The sequence below is a fragment of the Treponema sp. HNW genome (genome assembly GCF_050320395.1).
Taxonomy (GTDB): domain Bacteria; phylum Spirochaetota; class Spirochaetia; order Treponematales; family Treponemataceae; genus Treponema_C.
Genome location: NZ_CP144459.1, coordinates 1,398,197 through 1,419,765 on the forward strand (window position 1 = coordinate 1,398,197; position 21,569 = coordinate 1,419,765).

Below are 21,569 nucleotides of genomic sequence, written 5' to 3' on the forward strand. Positions count from 1 at the left end.
ATCGGTTTGCGTATAAAAACCTGTTTCCATAAAATTGTCCTTTTTTAGTGATTTTCGTCTTTTAAATAAAACGACACGGTTGCCGCTATTTTTTTATACATATATTCGGCTTTTCCCTTATTATGGGCAAGAATGTATAATTTTAAGGCCGATAGAAAATCGCCCTCCTTTTGCCTTATATCTCCGATTCGTGTAAGTCCGTCGGAGTACCCTGTTGTTATAAACAAACGCTGAGCGTTATGTATATCGCCTTGATTAAAAAGAACATTGCCTTTGCGGTTAAGCAGCACTTTTTGGGCGGAAGACAGGGAACCGACAGGGGAATCGGAACTTTTTATAAATCCTCCTGCAGCCGCATTTGATATCGAATTGATTTTTTTTACATCGGAGGTCATTTCTTTCCTCAAATTTTATCGTTATTATATTATGGTATACTAATATTTTATACCAATAGTTCCGATTTGTCAAAACATTTTTTTGTAAAAATCGATTATTGAACGGCCGTATACGCGCTTATCGGTTTTTGTAAGACAGCCCACCGTATCGGGCATGTCGACTTCGGCGGGACGGTGGATGAGGACGGTGCCTCCGTCTTTTAAAAGACCGTCATTTGTCGCGCTTTTATCGGCTATGCTTTGTATAAGCTGGACGTGAAATTTGTAGGGGAAGGGCGGGTCGCAAAAAATAATGTCGAATGAGTCTTTTGAGCGCTTAATAAAAAGTTCAACCGGCATAAAGCGGCATTCAATTTTTTTCTTGAGTTCTTTTTCGCTTAAAGACACGTTTTTAAGCAGGGTATCAATTTTTATCTTATCTTTTTCGCATAAGACAATGCGCTCGGCACCTCGCGAAGAGGCTTCAAGGGCGATTATTCCGCTTCCCGAAAATAAATCCAAAAACGCTTTACCCCCGAGCTCTCCTAAAATCGCAAAAAAAGATTCGCGCATCTTATCCATTGCAGGTCTTATAATGCCGTCGGGGCATTTTATCATACGTCCTTTTAATTGTCCGCCCGTTATACGCATACCGAAAACTATAAACAATGTTTTTTTGTCTGTCAAGTTTTTGCGGTGACAAAAACAAGCGTATTGTAAAAAAAATACTTTGCAAAATACACGGATATGTGATATACTCTGGCCTATGAAAATCAAAAAACGCCGCTTCGGTGTTTTGTCCGACGGAACAAAACTTACCTTGTATACCTTAAGCAATACTTCAATGGCTTTTTCGGTAACCGATTACGGCTGCATTATCACAAGCCTCTTTGTGCCGGATAAACAGGGAAAGCTTGAAGATATCGTACTCGGTTATTCCACAATCGAAGGTTATATCAACGATACGAATACCTATTTCGGCTCCTGCGTCGGACGCTATGCAAACCGCATCGCAAATGCGCGCTTTTCTTTAAACGGAACCGAATACCGCTTGGATGCAAATAACGGAAAAAACTGTCTGCACGGCGGCTTTAAGGGCTACAACCGCACGGTGTGGAAGTCAAAGGCATACCGAAAACCGGACGAAATCGGCATACGTTTTTCCCGTACCTCGCACGACGGGGAGCAGGGCTTTCCCGGTAAGCTTAAAATCGAAGTCGAATACGCGCTTACAAAAACGAACGAATTGATTTTCCGCTACAAGGCCGCCGCAAAAAAGGATACGGTTGTGTGCCTTACAAATCATTCCTATTATAATTTGGCGGGGGAGGGGGCACCCGATATTTTATCCCACCGTATGCGCATAAATGCGGATTCTTATTTACCCGTCAATTCCGATTTGATTCCGCTTAAAAAAACACCGGTCGAAAAAACACCCTTCGATTTCCGCGTGTTTAAAACAGTCGGTCAGGATATAAAAAAAGCCGGCGGCGGCTACGACCACTGTTTTTGTATCGATAAAACGGATAAACTTTGTACTGCAGGGGCGGCAAAGGGCCTGCTTTTATGCGCCGAAGTTGAAGAAAGCGTAAGCGGCCGCACTATGAGCGTGTACACCGACTGTCCCGGCGTTCAGTTTTATACGGGTAATTTTTTGGATGTTTCCTCGGGGAAAAACGGGCTTCCGTACAAAAAACACGGCGCCTTTTGCCTTGAAACCGAAGCTTTTCCCGATTCGCCGAACAGAAGCGATTTTCCTTCCGTTGTCGTAAAGGCGGGAACCGTGTATGAAAGCCGCACGGTTCATAAATTCGGCCTTATCGGCGGTTGATTTATTTTTGGCAAAACGTTATTCTATATAAAGCTATTTTACGAGGGGTTCTATGGACGTCCAATTACAAGAGTTGATCGACAAAATCAAAAAAGACGGAGTTGCTTCCGCAGAAGCGGCGGCAGCGGATATTATTGCACAAGCGGAAAAAAAGGCCGCGGCTCTTATTGCCGAAGCCGAAAATAAGGCTTCCGGCATTATAAAAAATGCAAAAACCGAAACCGAACGGCTTGAAAAAGCGAGTATCGATGCGGTCAGTCAGGCAAGCCGCAACGTTTTGATTGCCTTCCGCGACGGCATAAACGCTCAGCTTGACGCTTTTATAAAAACCGAAACCGAAAAAGCCTATTCGGCCGATATGCTGAAAACCTTAATTCCCGAAACCGTAAAAGCATGGGCGTCCCGAAGCGATTCGGACTCTATTTCGGTTCTTCTTTCGGAAAAAGACCGTAAAGCCTTGGAAAGCGGTTTTATGAGTGCCTTAAAAGAGCACATTGCCAAGGGACTTGAAATAAAAACGGATGCAAACCTGAGCTCAGGGTTCCGTATCGGTACCAAGGACGGCCGCGCATACTACGATTTTTCGGCTGAAGCCGTTGCAAATCTTTTTGCGGCCTATCTCAATACCCGCACCGCCGAAATCCTCAAAAACGCGGCGGCGAATACCGAAGGAAGCCGATAGTGAGCAGCCGCTATTATCTTGCGGCGCAGCTTCCGGCATTTTCGATTAACGCCGCTTCGGCTTTGCCGATTACGGAAGACTATTTTATGGATTTATGCTCGCGCTGTTTGGATGAAGGTTCCGTCAAAATAGTAAAAGAACTTTCGCTTGAACCGCCGCGGGAACAGGCTCCCACCGGCTCGGCCTTTGTCGATGCATGGTATGAGCGGGAACGTTCCCTTCGTTTTGCCCTTGCACAGGTGAGGGCTGCAAAACTTAAAAAGGAATTTCCCGTAAATACCCAAAGTCTTCCGGCCGACATTGTGCAAATCGCCCGTACCGCATCGGGTATGGCAAGCCCCTTGGAAGCCGAAGAATTCTTAAACAACGAACGCGCTTCGGCTTTGGAAGCTTTGCGTCCGATAGACGGATTTTCCGTCGATTCGTTTTTTTATTACGCATTAAAGCTTAAACTTGCCCTGCGCATAAAGAAATTTAATACAGAGGCCGGAATGAATGCATACCGCGCCATTTACGACAGAATACTTGGAGAAGCAACATGACGGATACAAAAGGAAAGGTAATCGGCGTCAACGGCAACATGATAAGCGTGCAGTTTGACGGAATCGTAGCCCTGAACGAAGTCGGCTATGTAAAGGTCGCAGGCAAAAGCCTTAAAAGCGAAGTTATCCGCATACGGGGCGATCAGGCTCAAATGCAGGTATTTGAAATGACCAAGGGCATTCAAACCGGAGACGAGGTAACGTTTACCGGCGATATGCTTTCGGTTGAATTGGGCCCGGGCCTTTTGGGTCAGGTATTCGACGGACTGCAAAACCCGCTTCCCCAGCTTGCAGAGCAAGCCGGCTTCTTTTTGGAGCGCGGTATTTATTTGGACGCCCTTCCCGACGAAACTTTGTGGGATTTTACGCCGACGGTAAAAGCCGGAGCAACCGTGCGCAAGGGAGACCCCCTCGGTACGGTTCCCGAAGGCCCCTTTATGCATAAAATCATGGTGCCCTTTTATATGAACGACACCTATACGGTAAAGTCGGTTATCAATGCAGGACAAAAGCGCTTAAAAGACGAAATCGCCGTTTTAACCGACAGCAAGGGAAAAGACCATTCCATCACAATGAGCTTTAACTGGCCGGTAAAGCGCGCTATCGACTGTTATGCGGAGCGCCTTAAGCCCGAACAAACCATGGTAACCAAAATCCGCCTTATCGACACCTTTTTCCCCGTTGCAAAGGGCGGAACCTATTGTATTCCCGGCCCCTTCGGTGCGGGTAAAACCGTTTTACAGCATACAACAAGCCGTAACGCCGACGTCGATATCGTTATCGTCGCCGCTTGCGGCGAAAGAGCCGGTGAAGTTGTAGAAATCTTAAAAGAATTTCCCGAATTAACCGACCCGCGCACGGGACGCTCCCTTATGGAACGAACGATTATCATTTGCAATACTTCGTCCATGCCGGTTGCCGCGCGCGAAGCTTCCGTATACACGGGCGTTACGCTGGCCGAATACTACCGCCAAATGGGCTTACATGTATTGCTTTTGGCCGACTCTACGAGCCGCTGGGCACAGGCTTTGCGCGAAATGTCCGGCCGCTTGGAAGAAATCCCGGGCGAAGAAGCCTTCCCCGCATACTTGGAATCCTATATCGCGGCCTTTTACGAGCGCGCAGGTATTGTCCGCCTTTCCGACGGTTCAACCGGTTCGGTAACCATCGGCGGTACCGTTTCTCCTGCGGGCGGTAACTTTGAAGAGCCGGTAACGCAGGCTACGCTGAAGGTTGTCGGTTCTTTCCACGGCTTGTCCCGCGAACGCTCCGATGCGCGTAAATACCCGGCTATCAACCCCTTGGATTCGTGGTCGAAATATACAAGCGTTATCCGCGAAGACTGGGTAAACTTTGCCCGCCGCATGTTTAAGCGCGGTACCGATGTTGAAGCGATGATGAAGGTTGTCGGTGAAGAAGGTACGAGTTTGGCAGACTTTATCGAATACTTAAAGGCCGACTTTTTAGACGCCGTATACTTCCAGCAAAACTCATTCGACGAAGTCGATTCTTCCGCCGAAGTTGAACGCCAAACCTACGTGTTTAAGCTTTTGCTGCGCGTTTTGGGTTCGGACTTTAACCTTCCCGGAAAAGACGAAGCGCGCTCTTTCTTTAACCGATTGCGCCAGCAGTTTATCGACTGGAACTATACGCTGTGGCAAAGCGCCGAATTCAAAGAAAAAGAAAAAGATATTGAATCCCTGTATGATTCGATGTCGGGAAAACTCGTTGCCGAAGCTCAGGCTTTGCTTAAGGACGGTGAATAATGAATAAGGTATACAGTAAAATAGAATCAATCAACGGAAGCGTTATCACTGTCCGTGCCGAAGGCGTAAAAAACGGAGAGCTTGCCGAAATCGAAACCTCGTTCGGTACTTCGTTAGCCGAAGTAACACGCATTGCAGGCGATACCGTTTCTTTACAGGTTTTTGCAGGCGGACGCGGCGTTTCCACGGGAGACCAAATCCGCTTTTTGGGTCATGAAATGCAGGTAAGCTTTTCGGAAAACCTTTTGGGACGCATTTTCGACGGTTCCGGCGACCCGCGCGATAAGGGGCCGGCCCTTCATGAAAACCTCGTCGAAATCGGCGGTCCTTCGGTTAACCCCTCAAAGCGTATTATGGCGCGCCGCATGATCCGAACGGGTATTCCGATGATCGACGTATTCAACTCACTCGTCGTATCTCAAAAACTGCCGATTTTCAGTATATCGGGCGAACCCTACAACCAGCTTTTGGCGCGCATAGCTATGCAGGCCGAAGTAGACGTTATCGTTTTGGGCGGCATGGGCTTAAAGTATGACGATTACCTGTACTTTAAAAGCGAACTTGAAAACGGAGGCGCTTTAAGCCGTACCGTTATGTTCGTTCACACCGCCGCCGACCCCACCGTTGAATGTTTGAAGATTCCGGATATGTCGCTTGCCGTCGCCGAGCAGTTCGCCCTTCAGGGAAAGGACGTTCTCGTTTTGTTAACCGACATGACGAACTTTGCCGACTCGATGAAAGAAATCGCCATCACTCAAGAACAGGTTCCGTCAAACCGCGGTTATCCGGGCGATTTGTACAGCCAGCTTGCCGCGCGCTACGAAAAAGCGGTTGACTTCGATTCGGCCGGTTCGGTTACGATTTTGGCGGTTACGACCATGCCCGGAGACGACGTTACCCACCCCGTTCCCGACAATACCGGCTACATTACCGAAGGCCAGTATTATTTAAAGGGCGGCCGTATCGAGCCCTTCGGAAGTTTGTCGCGCTTAAAGCAAAACGTCAACAATAAAACCCGCGACGACCACCGCACCCTTATGGACAGTATGATCCGCCTGTATGCATCGTACAAAGACACCCTCGAAAAAAAATCGATGGGCTTTATGATGTCCGAATGGGACGAAAAGCTTTTAAAATACGGGGCTATGTTCGAAAAAGAAATGATGGACTTGTCCATCAACGTTCCGCTTGAAAGCGCCCTCGATATGGGCTGGAAGATTCTCGCCTCCTGCTTTAAGAGCGAAGAAACGGGTATAAAGTCCGAATTGATTGCAAAATACTGGCGCGAGGCGTAAATAATGGCTGCAATTAAGCTGACTAAAAACGAATTAAAGGCTCAAAAAGATGCGCTGAAAATGTATCAGCGCTATCTTCCGACCCTGACTTTAAAAAAACAGCAGCTTCAAACCGAAATCCGTACCATAGATGCGCGTGCTAAAGAAGTGCGCAGCAAGCGTAAAGCACTGGATGCGGAATTTGAAGCCTGGATAGCCGTCTTCGGCGAAAGCGAAGTTTTTAAAAAGGATACGGTAACCGTCCGCAATATCCGAAAATCGACGGGCAATATTGCCGGTGTCGTTATTCCGATCTACGAGGGTGCGGATTTTTCACGCGGCGATTACGATTTATATGCCGAGCCTTTGTGGATAGACCTTGCTTCCCTTAAAATGGAACAGGCTTTATCCTTGGATTTGGAAGCCGACGTGTTGGAAGAACAGGTTCGCCTTTTAACCCGCGAACTGCGGACAACAACCCAGCGCGTCAACCTTTTTGAAAAGGTAAAGATTCCCGAAACAAAGGCGAATATTAAGGCTATTACCGTTTATTTGGGCGACCAGCAGGTTGCCGCCGTTGTGCGCGGTAAAATTTCCAAAAAGAATTTGGAAATTGCCGCCGAAAAAGAAAAGGCGGCGCGCGCTGCTAAGGGAGATGCACAATGATTGTACCTATGAAAAAAATATCCCTGGTAGTCCTCGATGCGGAACGTAAAAAAGCTTTACAAAAACTGCGCAAATTGGGCCTTGTACATATTGAAGAAGTGGAGGGCAGAGGAGAAACCTTTAACGAGTATAAAAATAATTTTGAAAAACTGCAAAATGCCTACGCGCTCGTATCCGAAATAAAGCGCAAAGACTTAAAAAATGCCCAAAAGCCGCTTTCTTTTGAAGAAGCTTCCGCAAAGGCGGCCGAAATTACCGCCCGGAGTGCCGAACTAAAGGACATGGAAGATAAGATTCTTTCAGCCCGTACCGAACTTGAACGCCTTGAACTTTGGGGCGGTGTCGATACCGATGACTTGGCCTTTTTGCAGGAAAAAAATATTGCCCTTTCCTTGTATGAAATTGCGGCCGATAAGTATGCTCTTTTAGGCGAAGAAGTTAAAACAATCTTTGTAAACCGCGACAAAAATACGGTACGCTTTTTATTGATTGAAAAAGACGGAAATGCGGCCGAAAACGTTTCGGATAAGGCATCCCTTCCGCCCGAAGCATACGCGGTACCCCTTCCTCCCGTTTCGACAAAAAAACTTGCCGAAGAAATCGAAAATTTAAGGACCGAAAAAAAGCAAAAAGCCGAAAAAATCGCTTCGGCTGCGGTGTATACCCAAGCGCTTAAAAATGCGGCCGCTATGGCGGAAAAAGCCCTTGAGTTTGAAAACCTCAATTCGGGTATGGGACGCGATGAAGAAGGCGAGTACGCTTTAGCCTGGCTTACCGGCTATATTCCCGCATCCGACCTTGCAAAACTGCAAGCCGCCGCTCAAAAAGAGCAGTGGGCGCTTGTTGCCGCCGACCCTGCAGAAGAAGATGCGGTTCCGACAAAGCTTAAAAACAATAAACTGGTCAGCCTCATCTATCCCTTATCGGATTTTTTGGATGTGGTTCCCGGTTACCGCGAATACGATATATCCGGCTGGTTTTTATTGTTTTTTGCCGTGTTTTTCGGCATGATTTTCGGCGATGCGGGCTACGGCTTTTTGATGGTAGTGCTTTCGCTTGTGATGACCTTCATCGGTTTGGCAAAGGGCAAAAAACCGAAGAGCGAAGCGGGACTCCTGTTTATATTGGGGGCGTCGACCCTTGTGTGGGGAACGCTTACCTGCAGCTGGTTCGGTATTCCGCACGACAAACTGCCTCGGGCTCTGGTGTCTCTTGCATTTGAACCCTTTTCGAGCGCCTATGCAGCCCAATCCGAAGCGAATAACCGCCGGGTTGTACAAAACCTGCAAATCTTTTGCTTCAGCCTCGCCCTTTTTCATTTGAGCGTTGCCCATATTAAAAGTATTGTGCGCAATATACGTTCTCTCAAGTTTTTGGGAGATTTCGGCGCCCTCTTGATGCTCTGGGGTATGTTCTACGTTGTATTGAATATGGTTGTCGATAATGAGCGTTTCCCCTTTGATGCGCCCCTTCCTATAGCCGCTCTTTCGGGCTACCCGATATTGTATCCGGTTGCGCTCTTGGTAGGAGTAGGCTTTGCCTTAAGCTTTGTATTTTCAAGCTATGAGGGAAGCATAAAGGATTCGATTTTAAGCAGTCTGCAAAACCTGATTTCGGTACTGCTCGGCGTTGTAAACGTGTTTTCGGACATTGTGTCGTACATACGTTTGTGGGCGGTCGGTTTGGCGGGAGCTGCCATTTCGTCAACCGTCAATACGATGGCGGGTCCCATGCTCGGCGGCTTTATTATCTTTGCCGGTATTTTATTGTTGGTGTTCGGTCACGGCTTAAACCTGATTTTGAACGTTCTTTCGGTTATCGTTCACGGCGTACGTTTGAATACCTTGGAGTTTTCAAACCACTTGGGAATGGTTTGGGCGGGATTTAAATACAAGCCCTTTAAAGAATAGGTTACGGCGGTTGTGTGCCGCTTTTTCGGCTGAAGCGAAAAAGCTTTTATAAGGAGAGTTAGATAAAAACCGTACAAATAGCACGGTTTTTATCTACCCAAGTTTGCGTTTTGCAAACTTGTATATTATATGCACGTTCTCACTTTGTTGCGAACGTGCGTAAAAAGTCAATCGAAAGTTGAAACTTTCTTCTTGACTTTTTATGGGAGATATTTATGATCGGATTGTTCGGAGCAGCATGTGTTCTCGGTATTGCAGCAACGGGTTCTGCAATCGGTATCGGTATTGCCGGCCAGGCGGCAATCGGTGCGTGGAAACGGTGTTATGTAAATAATAAACCGGCCCCCTTTATTTTGGTAGCCTTTGCAGGCGCTCCGCTTACGCAAACCATTTACGGTCTTTTGCTTATGCAGTCGATGATTAAGGCAGCCGATGTAAAAGACGGTATGTTCCTTTTGGCCCTCGGTTTATTTTCGGGTCTTGCAATGGCCGCATCCGCGGTATTCCAGGGTAAGGCCGGAGCTGCCGGTTCCGATGCTTTGGGAGAAACGGGCAAGGGTTTTGTTCAGTATCTTACCGTCGTCGGGTTGGCTGAAAGTGTTGCCTTGTTCGCAATGGTTTTCTCTTTTATCGTATTGGCATAAGACAACCCGTAATGAATATGACGGAAACCCGTGCCGTATGCATAGGCGGTACGGGCCGGACAGCCGAACTTACACTGGGCGGCTCTTCTCCGGTTTTGATACAAACTATGTGGAAAGAGGGCATTCTTCCGGTTTTAGCCGACGAGCGTGCCCTTTTTTCGCTTTTGGATAAGGTAGAAATTCTTCGCGGCTTGGGCTGCCGTCTTTTACGCTTTGCCGTTCCCGATATGCAAAGCGCAGAAGCCCTCTGCCTCATTGCCGAACACTGCACTATGCCCCTTGTCGCCGACATACACTTTGACTGGAATCTTGCCCTGCGCTGTCTTGAAGGTAATGTGGCAAAAATCCGCATTAATCCGGGCAATATCGGCAATAAAGAGCGGGTAAAAGCCGTTGTCGACGCATGCCGCGAAAAGGGCAGGGCAATCAGAATCGGCGTTAATGCCGGAAGTTTCCCGGCCGATATTGCAAAACGGGTCGAAGCAAAAGAGATTTCCCGTGCCGAAGGTCTTGCTTTAACCGCCGTTCGCGAAGCCGAAGTTTTTGAAGAACTCGGTTTTGAAAATTATCTTGTGTCGGTAAAAGCTTCCGATGTAAAAGAAACCGTAGAAGCAAACGAAGCCTTTGTAAAAAAATGTCCTCATGTACCGCTTCATGTCGGCGTTACCGAAGCGGGCCCCCTTATAGGCGGTATTGTAAAAAGTACAATGGCCTTTTCCCATCTTTTAAAACAGGGAATCGGGGCGACAATCCGTGTAAGCCTTTCCGCCTCTCCTGAAGACGAGGTTATAGCCGCCCGCGAAATACTGAGTGCCTGCGGCCTGTACAAAGGGGGCATAAAAATAGTCTCCTGTCCGCGCTGCGGAAGAAACGGCTTCGACGTGCACGGTTTTATAAACCGCTGGGAGCATAAGCTTTTATCGATGGATAAGGATATAACGGTTGCCGTTATGGGCTGTATCGTAAACGGACGCGGGGAGGGAAAACACGCGGACATCGGCATTACCGGAGCGGGAGACTCGGTCGTTATATTTAAAAAGGGGAAAACCGTACGGACTATACGGCATAAAGACCTCAATGTTCTCAATAAAAATGCCGATATTGCCTTTAGTGAGGAATTGGAATCTTTGTGAAAAACGCGGCTAACGGGCTTTTAAAACAATATATTTTTCTTTTTTCTTTTTTTCTTTTTTTCTCAGCCGGAACTCCGATGCTCCGGGCGCAAAAAAGCGATTTGGAATCGGGATTTGACGGTTTTTCATGGTATATTTTAGCCCAAGCTCAAAACGCCTTTGATGAAAAGGATTTCGGTTCGGCATTCCGTCTTGTGGAAAATGCAAAACAGCAGCGTAAAGCCGAACACGATTGGGCGGTCGGTATCCTCGATTCGTTTCTTTCTTCTCCGATTATGCTTAAAATCGGAAGCGATATAAATATTGTTTTGGATGTATTGAGGGAGAGAAACAATAGGGATGCTATACGTATTATTGAAGCTGCTCTTGACCGTTTCGGAATTGAATATTTCGATTTTTCAATCTATAAGCTTAACGAATATATAAAAAACAATACATCCTATCCGGAAGCCGACTTTTTATTGGGAAAGCTCTATATGCATGAAGGAGAATACGGATTATCGGAACACTTTTATGCCGCCGCTTACGAGCAGAGGCTCTATCTGGACGTATCCGATATTCAATTCGACATCCTCTATGATATGGCCGAATTATACGCATTAAGCGGAAATAATGAAAAATATGAGGCCGTATTATTGATACTCGCTTCCCGGGATGAGAATTATATATCCGGCGGTAAGCCGTCGGCCTTTCTTAAAGCTGTACGTGTGGCTGTCGAGCGGGGTACAAATGCCGATAAATTCTTTTTACTGTATCGGAATAATAATTATACAACCCTCTATGTATGGCTTTTGCTTACCAAGTATTATCATTCCCTTGGCTTAACAGATAAGGCTTTCGATACATGCCTGCTTTTTTGTCTTACGGCTCTAAGCCGCACCGATGATATTGTAAAATCCCGTGAATCCGATTATATCTATACCGATTTGACAGCCTTATTGGGAAAAATCAAACAGTATTCGGATATAAACTCTTGGGCGGCGGAAAACAGGGTGTGGGAAGGTTTTTATCTTTTGGGCCGCATAGCCTCGACAAAAGGATATAGGGCCTTTGCCCGCGATATTTTTACCGCCTTAAGTCAACAAAGTACCGAGCGTAAATGGAAGATTTTAGCTGAAAAAGAACTGACTTCAACGATGTATTAACCGCAAAGGGCGTAAGGAACGCAGAGAGGGCGGTAAAGCGATACCCCTCATTTCTTAGCGCTCTTGGCGTACTCTGCGGTTTAGTATACTTTTATAGACAAGCTCACATAATTTCCGAAACGGTTTTTGTATTCTCCGGTTCGTTCCTGCATAAATTTTCCGTTGACAAATTCCGTATGATGTGTATAAGAAAGGGTGTACCCCATGCGCAATGTCAGAGGTATGTTGTTTATAAAACGCATATCGAGGTCGGCTGAAACTCCGGCGGAATGTATCCATTCGTATACACCGTCTTTGAGAAAATCCTTGTATCGATAGAGGGTCGGGTTTGCATTTGCTTGAGGTGTCCACATTTCATCATAGCCTGCTTCGTAAGAACTTCCGGGAATCTTTTTTGAACCGTAATCGACTCCATGGTGTACCAATGTATATATACCCTCTATATTCAAATACCAAAAGGGCATGGTTCTAAGCGCAATTTTCAATTCATCCGAATTCGGCTTAAGTTTATAACCGAGCGGTTCTCCGTGGTTTATATAAGTGGTATTCATTTTTTGCGTGTAACCGGGCATATGGGTAAGCGGATGTGTATACATATAACGCTCTATCTTTGTATACTGCATGGTAAAAAGCGACAACGTGCCCGTCGGGACGGGAATCTTTGTTCCCGTTTGCCAAATTATCATACTGGCCCGCGGATTATGAAAAAAGTCGTCATCATCCAATTGTGCTTCATCTATAAAAAGATTGTAGTATATCTTTGCATATTGCGGTATAGTAATGCCGGCAAATAAACCGAATTGCAGGTTGTCAAAGTCGCCTATCATATTTTGATAAATAAAGGGAATCATTCCCGGATTTAAGTATCCCGGCTCAAAGCGTTTTACCCAGATTGAAGATGAATTAAAGCCCAGGTAAAATATGTCTTTTATAAAAAACTCAGCCATAAGGGCCGTAATATTATTTTGAAATGTGGAAGCTGAAGTCTGTATACCGGCGGAGTTAAAATATTCCAAAGAACCGGTAAGAGCCGAAAGACTGATCCACGGAAGGGGGCGCATATAGAAATCAAGGGCGGTAAAGGGCCTTGCCGTTTTTGACAGTATTAAGTTCCCGTCCCCTGTACCCCAATCGCGCCTCATGCGCGAAAAATTGATTCCGGCTTTTCCGTCCCATAAGCGCAAAGAAAATTCGGGTAAAATCCGAATCCCTGCGGCAGGATCATTTGACAATCCGTCAAAGGTTGCAAGATTTTTAAATAAATACTGGTAACCGTCCCAGCTTTGTGTAAAGGTATTGGGGGCATGCGAATCGGCCCTCCCGCTTGAAGAAGAGGCAACATCCAATTTCATAACACCCATACCGCCGTTTACATTGTAGGAAAAATTATTGCCGATATCGCCCTTTATATACATGTCGAGCCAATGAATAGTGGAAATATCGGGAGCGTTAAAATTGGTGTTAAGATTCGATTGCCACGATGCCCCTATATTAAGTCGCACGGGAATGTTTCCGCTTTTTTCCCACACATAAGAAGCGTTTTTTAAAAGAAAAGAAACCGTTTCTTTGCCGGACTCCTTTGATGATGCCGCTTCCGGCTTTAAGCGCTTAATTGTATCGGCGACAAGCTTTTTTTCCGTTAGCGGAACTTCATCATTGTCCAATATTTGATTAAGCAGCTCCAATACGGTTTTAAGCGTATACGGCCGGGCATTATGCATTGTTTCGCAATAACCGCGAATCACGGCATAGTCAAGTACATTGTATACGGGGTCTTCCAAGGGAACGGATGTGTTTTGTTGGGCAAAGACGGAAAGCAGCACAAAGGAAAACCATAAGACAAAGAATATTTTTTTTGAACGTATTAAATTATGCATAGTTATAACCCTTTTTTAATAGTGTAAACCGATACCGATTGAAAGTTCATACCAGGAACCGGTTCGCCATGCAGTATGAAACAGTTTATTAACAACCTTATTTACAAAACCGATTTTTTTACCCGCTTTTTCGGCAAAGCGTACACCGTCCAGACCGAAACTGATGCGCCCTTGAATACTGCGCATTTTATTGGGAAAGCCTATAATTTCAAGACCGGCTGCATACCATCCGTCTTTTATATTGTAATAAGTTCCCGCGTTTATGTTATTACCGATCGCTATATCCAAAAACGGTGATATTTGCATTTCAAAGTCGAGCCACTTTGTCCATTCCGGCAAACCCAATGCTCTCCAATCCGTTTGCCATACCTTTATGGGAACATCGATATTAAGAAGCAGGGCCGAATCGGTTTTAATATATGCGTCCCTTACACCGCGAATTCTGCCGCCCTCTTCGGATGTATCACCGAAGGTTTTAAAAAAATAAAGTCTGCTTGCAAACCCCGCATATTTGAAAGCATTATAATATTCTCCGCTGAATGAGTATCGGGTTGTATATGATTTAAAAACGGTATCGTAATCAAGGGCTTGAGAAAGAGCGGCGGAATATCCTTTTCGGTAATTGCCGACCCAATCGGTTCTGCCGACTGAAATCCCGTGCCGCACGTTTAAATCCGGTCCTATTAAATCATCTCTGCTTAATCCTGAATAGGACTTTTTTAAATCACGAGGATCCCAATTGTAGTTCAAAGATGCGGACGGAGTCCAGCTTATATTTCCGTGTTTTTCCGTTTTTGCCAAGATAACCGGGAAACTGATATATCCGTTTTCCGTAAGATAAAAGGCATCCTTGTCGGTTCTATAGTCGGGATTATATTTTATACCCTGTGAAAAACCGAAGTTGAAAGAAACGATTTTATGCAGAGGTAAAATAAAATCAATGCCGGTTGTATAACCGAAATGGGGGGCCGGATTACCTATTGTATAACTTGTATCAAAACTGTTTGTCCAATTTGAATCAAGCAAGCCTGCTTTAAAAGGTATATCAAAAGAAACGGACGCGCCTAAGGTGTGGGGCTGCGTTTTTTCCTGTTTATATTCGTATGAAATATCTCCGGAGAGCGTGCGCATGCTTCCGAAAAAATTATAATCCTTTATTTTGATTTTAAAAATAAAACCGCTGTTGGAATCGTATTTGGGATAGGGCAGGGCGATAACATTCCATGTATCTTTCGTGGAAATGCGTATGTCAACCGGAATAACATCATCAATACCTTTATCACCGAAAGAGGGAAGAATATGGGCTTCTTCAAGTACCCGCTGATTTTTCAGTTGAACCAGTATATCCGCAAGATAGTGTTCCAGGGACTCGCGATCGGGAAAGAGACGTTCCGTGTCCACAGGAACCGTTTTTGCAAGCGCATATTCACGGGTTAACCCCTTTATATCATAGCTGACGGAATTAATGCGGTATTGCTGTGCATATAAAGACGAAAAAAGTACACATACAAAGAAAACGCCGAAAAGTCGGAGCCTGTAAAACTTGAATAAATGCATAAGATAGTATACCACATATATAAAAAAAATACCAGTATATGATCAATAAGCACCCTTTCCCGTAACAACGACGACAAAGGTTTGTAAAATTATCCAAATGTCGAGCCAAATCGACCAGTTTTGAATATAAAAGGTATCGAGCATAATACGTTCGTCATAGCCGGTTGAAGAGCGTCCCGAAATTTGCCACATTCCCGAAAGGCCGGGCGTAACCGAAAAAATATAATCGAATTTGTCGCCGTATTTTTTCCGTTCGGCTTCGACAATCGGACGCGGTCCGACAAAGCTCATTTGTCCGATTAAGATATTAAAAAACTGCGGTAATTCGTCAAGACTGGTTTTGCGCAAAATCCTGCCCACTGCCGTAATACGCGGATCGTGTTCCAGCTTTTGATTTTCTTCCCATTCGCGTTTCAATGCGGGATTTTTTTCGAGTAATTCTTTTAAGCGTTTGTCGGCATCCATAACCATCGAGCGGAATTTCCATGTGGTTATTTGTTTACCGTTTTTTCCGATACGTTTATGGCCGTAAAAAATAGGCCCCTTTGACGTACATTTTACGAGAATGGAAATAAGTAAAATCAGGGGAACAATGAGCGGGGAAAATATAAGTAAAAGAGCCAAGTCGATGCAGCGTTTAAAAAAGAGGTTTAACATTCGTGTCAGACGGTTTGAAGCGGAAAAACCGAGGATGCCGCCGAAATCGCGCACCGACAGGGAAACGAATTTCAAGCTTTGACTGTAAGGTATTGTAATGATGTAGCGGTATTCGGAAAGCAGGGAATTAAGCGGCGTTTTTACACGTAACCGTTCGGACTCTTCCATAACGATTGCCGTTGTAATTTTACATGCATGTACGGATTTTTCTATTTCCTCCGAATACGGAAAAACGGGAACGGTTTTATATTCGGAATATCCGGCTGCGTCGGAGCTGATGATTGCCGCAGGTTTGTAGCCGAAAGAATGTTTATTTAAAAGACGGTCGGTTATAATATGTTTGTTTTTTTCGGAAGCATATATGACAACCGGAATTCCCCACCAATTAAAGCGGCAAAAAAAAGTACGCACCGCTTCGCGCATAAGCGGAAGTATAAAGGCTGCAAAAGGAACGGCTAAAAATAAAGCGACGCTCAGTGCTTCACGTCCGTCGGTTTCAACCGCTATTGAAAGGGCGATACCGGTAAAACAAAAAAAAGAGGTGAGGGTAAAACGCCGTACTTCTTCGGCAGGCTGGAGCATAATGCCCGGATAGAGGCGTGCTGCAAAAAAAGCTGCGGCAAAGGCGGGAAGATATACCCAATAGTCCACAAAATCGCGGAATCTGATGAGTGTTTTATCTACGGCATTTACCGTAAAAAAAGCCGCGCCGACACAAAGCATTACTCCTATACAATCGAAAATCATAAAGGTTGTGCCGGTTGAAAAAGAGCTTGTATGATTGAATCGGGTTTTAAACCGGGCCGGAAAATCTGAAGGTTTCATGCCCCCATTCTATCACATTTTTACAAAGAAGCAAAGAGAATTTTTACCGAACGGCCCTTTTTTGCAAATCTTCATACCAACGGCATAAATTTTCGGCGGCCGAGCGGATTTCAAAGCCGGAATCGCGCATTAAGTCGGGATACGGTTTTTTACCGCGATTTTCATAGCTTAAAAGCTTGGAAGCCCATTCTTCAAGTCCGGCTTTAAGAGGAAAAAACTCAACCAAGGGGGTGACGGCGGTATCGACGGGAACGGCATCGCTCATTAAACAGGGAAGACCGACAGCCTGAGCCTCCATTCCTACAACGGGCATTCCTTCATATCGGCTCGGTAAAAAAAACACGTCGAAGGCATTTAAAAAATCGGGTATATCGCGCCTTAAACCGGTAAAAAATACGGCTTGTTCGATACCGAGTTTTTTTACAAGGGCGCGCGTTTCGTTTTCAAGCTCTCCCGTACCGACCAGTATCAGGGCCGCGTTAGAATTTTGCCTATAGACTTCGGAAAATACCTTTACAATCAATTCGTGATTTTTCGGAAATACAAAGCGGCCGACATGACCGATTATAAAACGCTTTTCCAAGCCGAATTCTTTTCGTATGTGCTGTGCCGCAGCCGTATCGGGATAAAAGCGCGATGTATCTACGGCGTTTTTTATTAAACGAACTTTATGCTCCCGCACCGCCTTCGAACCGAACAGCCAGCGTGCAGGAGTTTCGCCGCAAGCGGCATAGTGGGTGGCGAAGGTTTTTGAAAAAGGTCGCAGCGCCTGCTTCATAAGGTTTCGTTTAAACTCGCCCGGGCTTGTCGTACTGTGATTATGTGCTATGCGTACGGGAACTTTTGCCTGCCATGCCGCAAAGAGGGGAAAAACGCTTAAGGTATTTAAATGAGAGTGGACAATCGTATAGCGGCTTTTTTCAAAGGCTTTGCGGCATTCACTCATATTTTTATACATTGATTGCTCATAAGGGTGCAGTTTTATGATGCGGCCGCCCAAGTCAAGGATTTCTTCGTCGATAAGAGTCGGGTTATAGCCGTCCATAAAAAAATCGAATTGAACGCGGCTTTTATCTATGTTGCGGTAATAATTCATAACCACCGAATCGACCCCGCTTATAACCGCCTTTCCTATAATTTGAGCTACCCGTATGGGCTTATCGGTTTGGACTTTATTGTGTTTTTTTTCCATAATAATCTTCCCATTTTAAACTGTTTTTATCGGGGCGAGGTCCCGCATCGGTCGGATGAATACCGAGGACGCCGTGTTTGTCGCGTTTTTCAGGCGGCGGGATTTTTTGCCAATTTCCGTAGCAAATCGTTAAATATTCGTTTACATTGTGCGGAGCATAAAATTCATGGTTTTCAAACCTTACTGTCGAAAGGGGTAAAACGCAGTCGAGCGGGAAAAAATGAAACCAGGGCTGCTCCAAGCTGTAGCAAAATCCCTTTGTGCCTTTTTGTCCCCATTTTTGTATTTTTTTGCGTATAAACGGCAGGCATACAAGGGGTTTTATTATAAAGCGGACGGTTTTCCAAAAAAACAAGTACATGTTTCTTTTGCGCGAATTGCGCTTTGAAATTTTAAGCCTTTTTTTTTCGTCTGAAAATAAAATGAAGATATTGCGGTTTTTAGATTCGCGTTCCGTATGTTCGTATGCGGGAAAAATATCGATGGGGATGCCCTGATTATAATTATAAGGCCCGCCCGGATCGTCCATATAGCTGAAGCGGTCGCGGATTTTTGCCCACTGTATGTCGTGTTCGGGATCGGTTTGTGAGGTTTGAAAAAACATATCGAAGGGGAGTTCTTTTTGCGCAAGGGCGCAAAACCGCTTATAATCTTCAATCGGCATCATAACGTCGATATCGTCGTCCCAGGGAATAAAGCCGCCGTGACGAACCGCACCTAAAAGCGTTCCGGCATCAAGCCAATAACGCAGCCCGTGTTTTTTACAAATTTCATCGAAAACGCGCAATTCGCGCAGCATTACAAGCTGGGCTTGCCGGAGGGTATCTGCGGCGCTGAGGCGGTTTTCCGGAATATGTGAAAAATCGTTCATAACTTTCCTCTTTAGGGGCGGCAATTTTTAAAGCGGCAGCAGACGTCCGCTTGCCTTTAATCGATGGGGAGCCGTATCCAGCTTGCGGGTACTATATCCGAATAGTCGTACTTGTAGTAGGAATCGGTATATTCCAATTCGCGGCGATTCCATATAGCGGGCGCTATAACTTTTTTGTCCGGATTGTCGTTAAGCCATGCCGCCCACCAGCTGAACGAACTGTTTGCGATGATATTAAAGCGGCATAAGCTCATCAATGCCATATCCTGCCAGCTGTCGGTTTTTGTATTCCAATCGATAAAAACGGCATTTGTACCGCAAAAGTTTAGATGTTCGCGGCACCAGGCTATATCGTCTGAAAAAACGTAAAAGGCGGAAACCGGATGGTTTTCTAAAACGCGGGCAATGGCGTTATTATAATAGTGTTCCGTACACACATGAAGGGTTTTTGTCGCCAAATAATCGCCGCGCCGCACGTGAACCGAGGCGCAAGCGAGGCCGTTTTCGGCATATGAGCGAATTTCGGTTTTGAGCGCTGCCGACTGTTCCGATAGGGGCGGGCGAAACGTAAAAGCCGAACGGATATCGGATGCTATGGGTAAAAAATACTTTTCGGTTTGCCAATATCCTTCAAGATAGCGGTCGGCCGTATCTTGAAAAAGTTCGCCCGTATATGCAAAAAGAGTATCGATATAATGGCTTTTCGGCGTAAAATATTTTCGCCGTATGCGGTTAATCAAACCTGAGGACGAAACCGATAATCGGCGTACATCAGCCCTGTCCGCTTCGGCAATTTTAACGCCGAACAAACGTTCAATTTCCAAGCCGTTGTGGCAAAAATTAATACCGTTTCGGATTGTCTTTGTGTTATACAAGCTTGTATCGGCAAAAACTTCATGGCCTGCATGTTGCAGAGCGAGGGCGAAGGCATAGCAAAACATTTGGTTTCCCAAGCCGCCCGATATTTTTACGATTTTGATTGTCTTTCTCCGATTTTATATTTTGACTTATGTAAAAAGGTTCGAAACCGCGCAGGCAAAAGCGCTAAAACAATGGGGCGCATAACATAGGGCAGTGCCCGCGGAAAAAGATGCAGGGCTTTAAAACCCCTGTATCGAATTTTTGCTTCCGTGCATAAATATTTTACTTTGCGTTTTACAAAACCGTTTTTGTCTTCCCGATAGGTAAGTAAAAAATCCTGAAAATTGTAACCGCGGAACCCCTGTGCATACAAGCGCATAAACAATTCGTAATCTTCGGAGCGGCCGACGTTTTTTGTTTTGTAAAGGCCGGCTGTTATCAGTGCGGATTTTCGGAACAGTACGGAAGGATGGATAAACGGCGATACCGATAAAAAATCTTTTGCTTTCGGGTTTTCGATACAGGTACGCAAACCCCACACGCCTTCATCGTCGAACAATTCGGCCGAAGTTCCGCAAAAAGCATAGTCGTTGTGCGTTTCCAAAAAATCAACTTGTTTTTGGAAGCGGTCTTTTTTGCTTATATCGTCGCCGTCCATGCGGGCAAGGTAGGTCCCGCGTGCATGTTCTATACATTTATTCAGCGTAGGAGCAAGACCGCTGTTCACCTGATTGCGTAGTACGCGTATGCGCGTATCTTTTTGTGCACATTTTAAGGCAATTTCTAGGGTTTTATCGTAAGAAGCGTCGTCGCAAATGATAAATTCAAAGTCGTTAAAGCTTTGATTCAATATTGAATTGATAGAATCTTCCACCGTCGTTTCGCAATTATAGACTCCCATAATAACCGAAACAAGGGGGCCGTTTTTTTCAGTCCGCTGTTGAAGATTTTCTTTCACTGTGCTATTCCTGTAGGATTTAAAGGTGTTTTTTTATTTTTTTATATATCGGATGCAGTATTTTATACAGTAAACGTCCGGGATATGTATAAGTAAAAAAAACATATTTTATATATGTATATATTCCGTTTTTTTTAAAAGAACGCTTAACGGGCATATCCAAGGTTGAACTGTCAAACGTTTCATTTTGATGAATTAAGGTTTGAGAAGGAATTAAAGCGGAAAATGAAACCGCTTTCATATAATGCCACCAGTTGTCTGCAGGGAAGTATGCCGGCCGATTTATATTTTGAATCGCTTTTGCCGCCTCAAAACTTATAAGGTAGCCTGCCGTTTGTGCAATCGTCCCTGCTTTTATAAACCGCGGTTCCACTATTGAATACCCTTTAACAAGTGGCTGTATGCTCGATTTTTTATATAAATCGCAGCGTTCGAGCTGAATAATTCGCGGGCCTTTTAAATGAGGAAGCAGTTTATCTATTACTTGGGGTAAATCCTCCGATATAATTGCATCGTCTTCCAATATCAGGGCATAGGGAAGCTTTTTTTCGGCAATGAGGCGATATACTGCATTATGACTTAATGCGCAGCCCACTTCTCCTGCACGCAGTTTGCGTCCTTCGGCTTTTAATGCTTTTTTTTCGTTGTAATAAGCGGGATCGGACGCATAGTCTTTTCCTATAAACGCATCGAAAAATTCGAAATCGAAATTAAGGTTTTTTAATTGATTTTGTATAAAACTGCGCCGCTCGGAAGCCGATTTTAAGCTTATAACAAAGACAGGGATTTTAAGTGTACTCATTT

At 45.1% G+C, this 21,569-nt stretch carries 20 protein-coding genes; 10 read left to right on the forward strand and 10 right to left on the reverse strand.

Annotation, left to right across the window (positions count from 1 at the left end; all coding sequences use genetic code 11):
• Nucleotides 1–44: 44 nt before the first annotated feature.
• Together V1L52_RS06415 and rsmD are read right to left on the reverse strand one after the other, a co-directional pair.
• Complete coding sequence (locus tag V1L52_RS06415; RefSeq protein ID WP_428771766.1) at nucleotides 45–395, reverse strand: hypothetical protein; 351 nt, start codon at nucleotides 393–395, stop codon at nucleotides 45–47.
• Nucleotides 396–464: 69 nt separating this feature from the next.
• Complete coding sequence (gene rsmD / locus V1L52_RS06420) at nucleotides 465–1,025, reverse strand: 16S rRNA (guanine(966)-N(2))-methyltransferase RsmD (RefSeq protein ID WP_428771768.1); 561 nt, start codon at nucleotides 1,023–1,025, stop codon at nucleotides 465–467.
• Nucleotides 1,026–1,140: 115 nt separating this feature from the next.
• On the opposite strand from rsmD, the gene V1L52_RS06425 reads away from it, so the two are divergent.
• The 10 genes from V1L52_RS06425 to V1L52_RS06470 all read left to right on the forward strand — a co-directional run bounded on the left by V1L52_RS06425 (nucleotide 1,141) and on the right by V1L52_RS06470 (nucleotide 11,967).
• Nucleotides 1,141–2,205, forward strand: a complete 1,065-nt coding sequence (locus V1L52_RS06425; RefSeq protein ID WP_428771770.1) for an aldose epimerase family protein — start codon at nucleotides 1,141–1,143, stop codon at nucleotides 2,203–2,205.
• A gap of 52 nt (nucleotides 2,206–2,257) precedes the next feature.
• Nucleotides 2,258–2,887 carry a V-type ATP synthase subunit E gene (locus V1L52_RS06430; RefSeq protein WP_428771772.1) on the forward strand — a complete coding sequence of 210 codons (630 nt, stop codon included), beginning with the start codon at nucleotides 2,258–2,260 and terminating at the stop codon, nucleotides 2,885–2,887.
• Entirely contained in the window at nucleotides 2,887–3,429 is a 543-nt protein-coding gene (locus tag V1L52_RS06435) for a hypothetical protein (protein ID WP_428771774.1), read from the forward strand. Before V1L52_RS06430 ends, V1L52_RS06435 begins: the two co-directional genes overlap by 1 nt.
• A complete protein-coding gene (locus V1L52_RS06440) occupies nucleotides 3,426–5,195 on the forward strand; it encodes a V-type ATP synthase subunit A (RefSeq protein ID WP_428771776.1) in 1,770 nt (589 codons plus the stop codon). Before V1L52_RS06435 ends, V1L52_RS06440 begins: the two co-directional genes overlap by 4 nt.
• Nucleotides 5,195–6,490, forward strand: coding sequence for a V-type ATP synthase subunit B (locus tag V1L52_RS06445; RefSeq protein WP_428771778.1), 1,296 nt, complete (start codon nucleotides 5,195–5,197; stop codon nucleotides 6,488–6,490). Before V1L52_RS06440 ends, V1L52_RS06445 begins: the two co-directional genes overlap by 1 nt.
• 3 nt (nucleotides 6,491–6,493) lie before the next feature.
• A complete protein-coding gene (locus V1L52_RS06450) occupies nucleotides 6,494–7,135 on the forward strand; it encodes a V-type ATP synthase subunit D (protein ID WP_428771780.1) in 642 nt (213 codons plus the stop codon).
• Nucleotides 7,132–9,045 (forward strand): V-type ATP synthase subunit I, encoded by a 1,914-nt coding sequence (locus tag V1L52_RS06455; RefSeq protein ID WP_428768052.1) that lies wholly within the window; start codon nucleotides 7,132–7,134, stop codon nucleotides 9,043–9,045. The genes V1L52_RS06450 and V1L52_RS06455 overlap by 4 nt, the downstream gene beginning before the upstream one ends.
• A 215-nt stretch (nucleotides 9,046–9,260) precedes the next feature.
• Nucleotides 9,261–9,689, forward strand: coding sequence for a V-type ATP synthase subunit K (locus V1L52_RS06460; protein ID WP_428768054.1), 429 nt, complete (start codon nucleotides 9,261–9,263; stop codon nucleotides 9,687–9,689).
• An 11-nt stretch (nucleotides 9,690–9,700) separates the two neighbouring features.
• Nucleotides 9,701–10,822 (forward strand): flavodoxin-dependent (E)-4-hydroxy-3-methylbut-2-enyl-diphosphate synthase, encoded by a 1,122-nt coding sequence (gene ispG / locus V1L52_RS06465; protein ID WP_428768056.1) that lies wholly within the window; start codon nucleotides 9,701–9,703, stop codon nucleotides 10,820–10,822.
• A 77-nt stretch (nucleotides 10,823–10,899) separates the two neighbouring features.
• Nucleotides 10,900–11,967 (forward strand): hypothetical protein, encoded by a 1,068-nt coding sequence (locus V1L52_RS06470; RefSeq protein ID WP_428768058.1) that lies wholly within the window; start codon nucleotides 10,900–10,902, stop codon nucleotides 11,965–11,967.
• Between the two features lie 80 nt (nucleotides 11,968–12,047).
• On the opposite strand, the gene V1L52_RS06475 is transcribed toward V1L52_RS06470, so the two are convergent.
• The 8 genes from V1L52_RS06475 to V1L52_RS06510 are packed head-to-tail and all read right to left on the reverse strand — an operon-like array spanning nucleotide 12,048 to nucleotide 21,567.
• Nucleotides 12,048–13,844 (reverse strand): hypothetical protein, encoded by a 1,797-nt coding sequence (locus V1L52_RS06475; protein ID WP_428768060.1) that lies wholly within the window; start codon nucleotides 13,842–13,844, stop codon nucleotides 12,048–12,050.
• A gap of 15 nt (nucleotides 13,845–13,859) precedes the next feature.
• Nucleotides 13,860–15,401 carry a hypothetical protein gene (locus V1L52_RS06480; RefSeq protein WP_428768061.1) on the reverse strand — a complete coding sequence of 514 codons (1,542 nt, stop codon included), beginning with the start codon at nucleotides 15,399–15,401 and terminating at the stop codon, nucleotides 13,860–13,862.
• Nucleotides 15,402–15,443: 42 nt separating this feature from the next.
• Nucleotides 15,444–16,883 (reverse strand): undecaprenyl-phosphate galactose phosphotransferase WbaP, encoded by a 1,440-nt coding sequence (gene wbaP / locus V1L52_RS06485; RefSeq protein ID WP_428768063.1) that lies wholly within the window; start codon nucleotides 16,881–16,883, stop codon nucleotides 15,444–15,446.
• A 43-nt stretch (nucleotides 16,884–16,926) separates the two neighbouring features.
• Nucleotides 16,927–18,075, reverse strand: a complete 1,149-nt coding sequence (locus V1L52_RS06490) for a glycosyltransferase family 1 protein (RefSeq protein ID WP_428768065.1) — start codon at nucleotides 18,073–18,075, stop codon at nucleotides 16,927–16,929.
• Nucleotides 18,056–18,946, reverse strand: coding sequence for a LicD family protein (locus tag V1L52_RS06495; protein ID WP_428768067.1), 891 nt, complete (start codon nucleotides 18,944–18,946; stop codon nucleotides 18,056–18,058). The genes V1L52_RS06490 and V1L52_RS06495 overlap by 20 nt, the downstream gene beginning before the upstream one ends.
• Nucleotides 18,947–19,002: 56 nt before the next feature.
• Entirely contained in the window at nucleotides 19,003–19,887 is an 885-nt protein-coding gene (locus V1L52_RS06500) for an alpha-1,2-fucosyltransferase (RefSeq protein WP_428768068.1), read from the reverse strand.
• Between the two features lie 26 nt (nucleotides 19,888–19,913).
• The gene (locus V1L52_RS06505) at nucleotides 19,914–20,765 is read right to left on the reverse strand and encodes a glycosyltransferase family 2 protein (RefSeq protein WP_428768070.1); all 852 of its coding nucleotides are present in this window, start codon (nucleotides 20,763–20,765) and stop codon (nucleotides 19,914–19,916) included.
• Nucleotides 20,766–20,784: 19 nt separating this feature from the next.
• Nucleotides 20,785–21,567, reverse strand: coding sequence for a glycosyltransferase family 25 protein (locus V1L52_RS06510; protein ID WP_428768072.1), 783 nt, complete (start codon nucleotides 21,565–21,567; stop codon nucleotides 20,785–20,787).
• Between the last annotated feature and the right edge of the window lie 2 nt (nucleotides 21,568–21,569).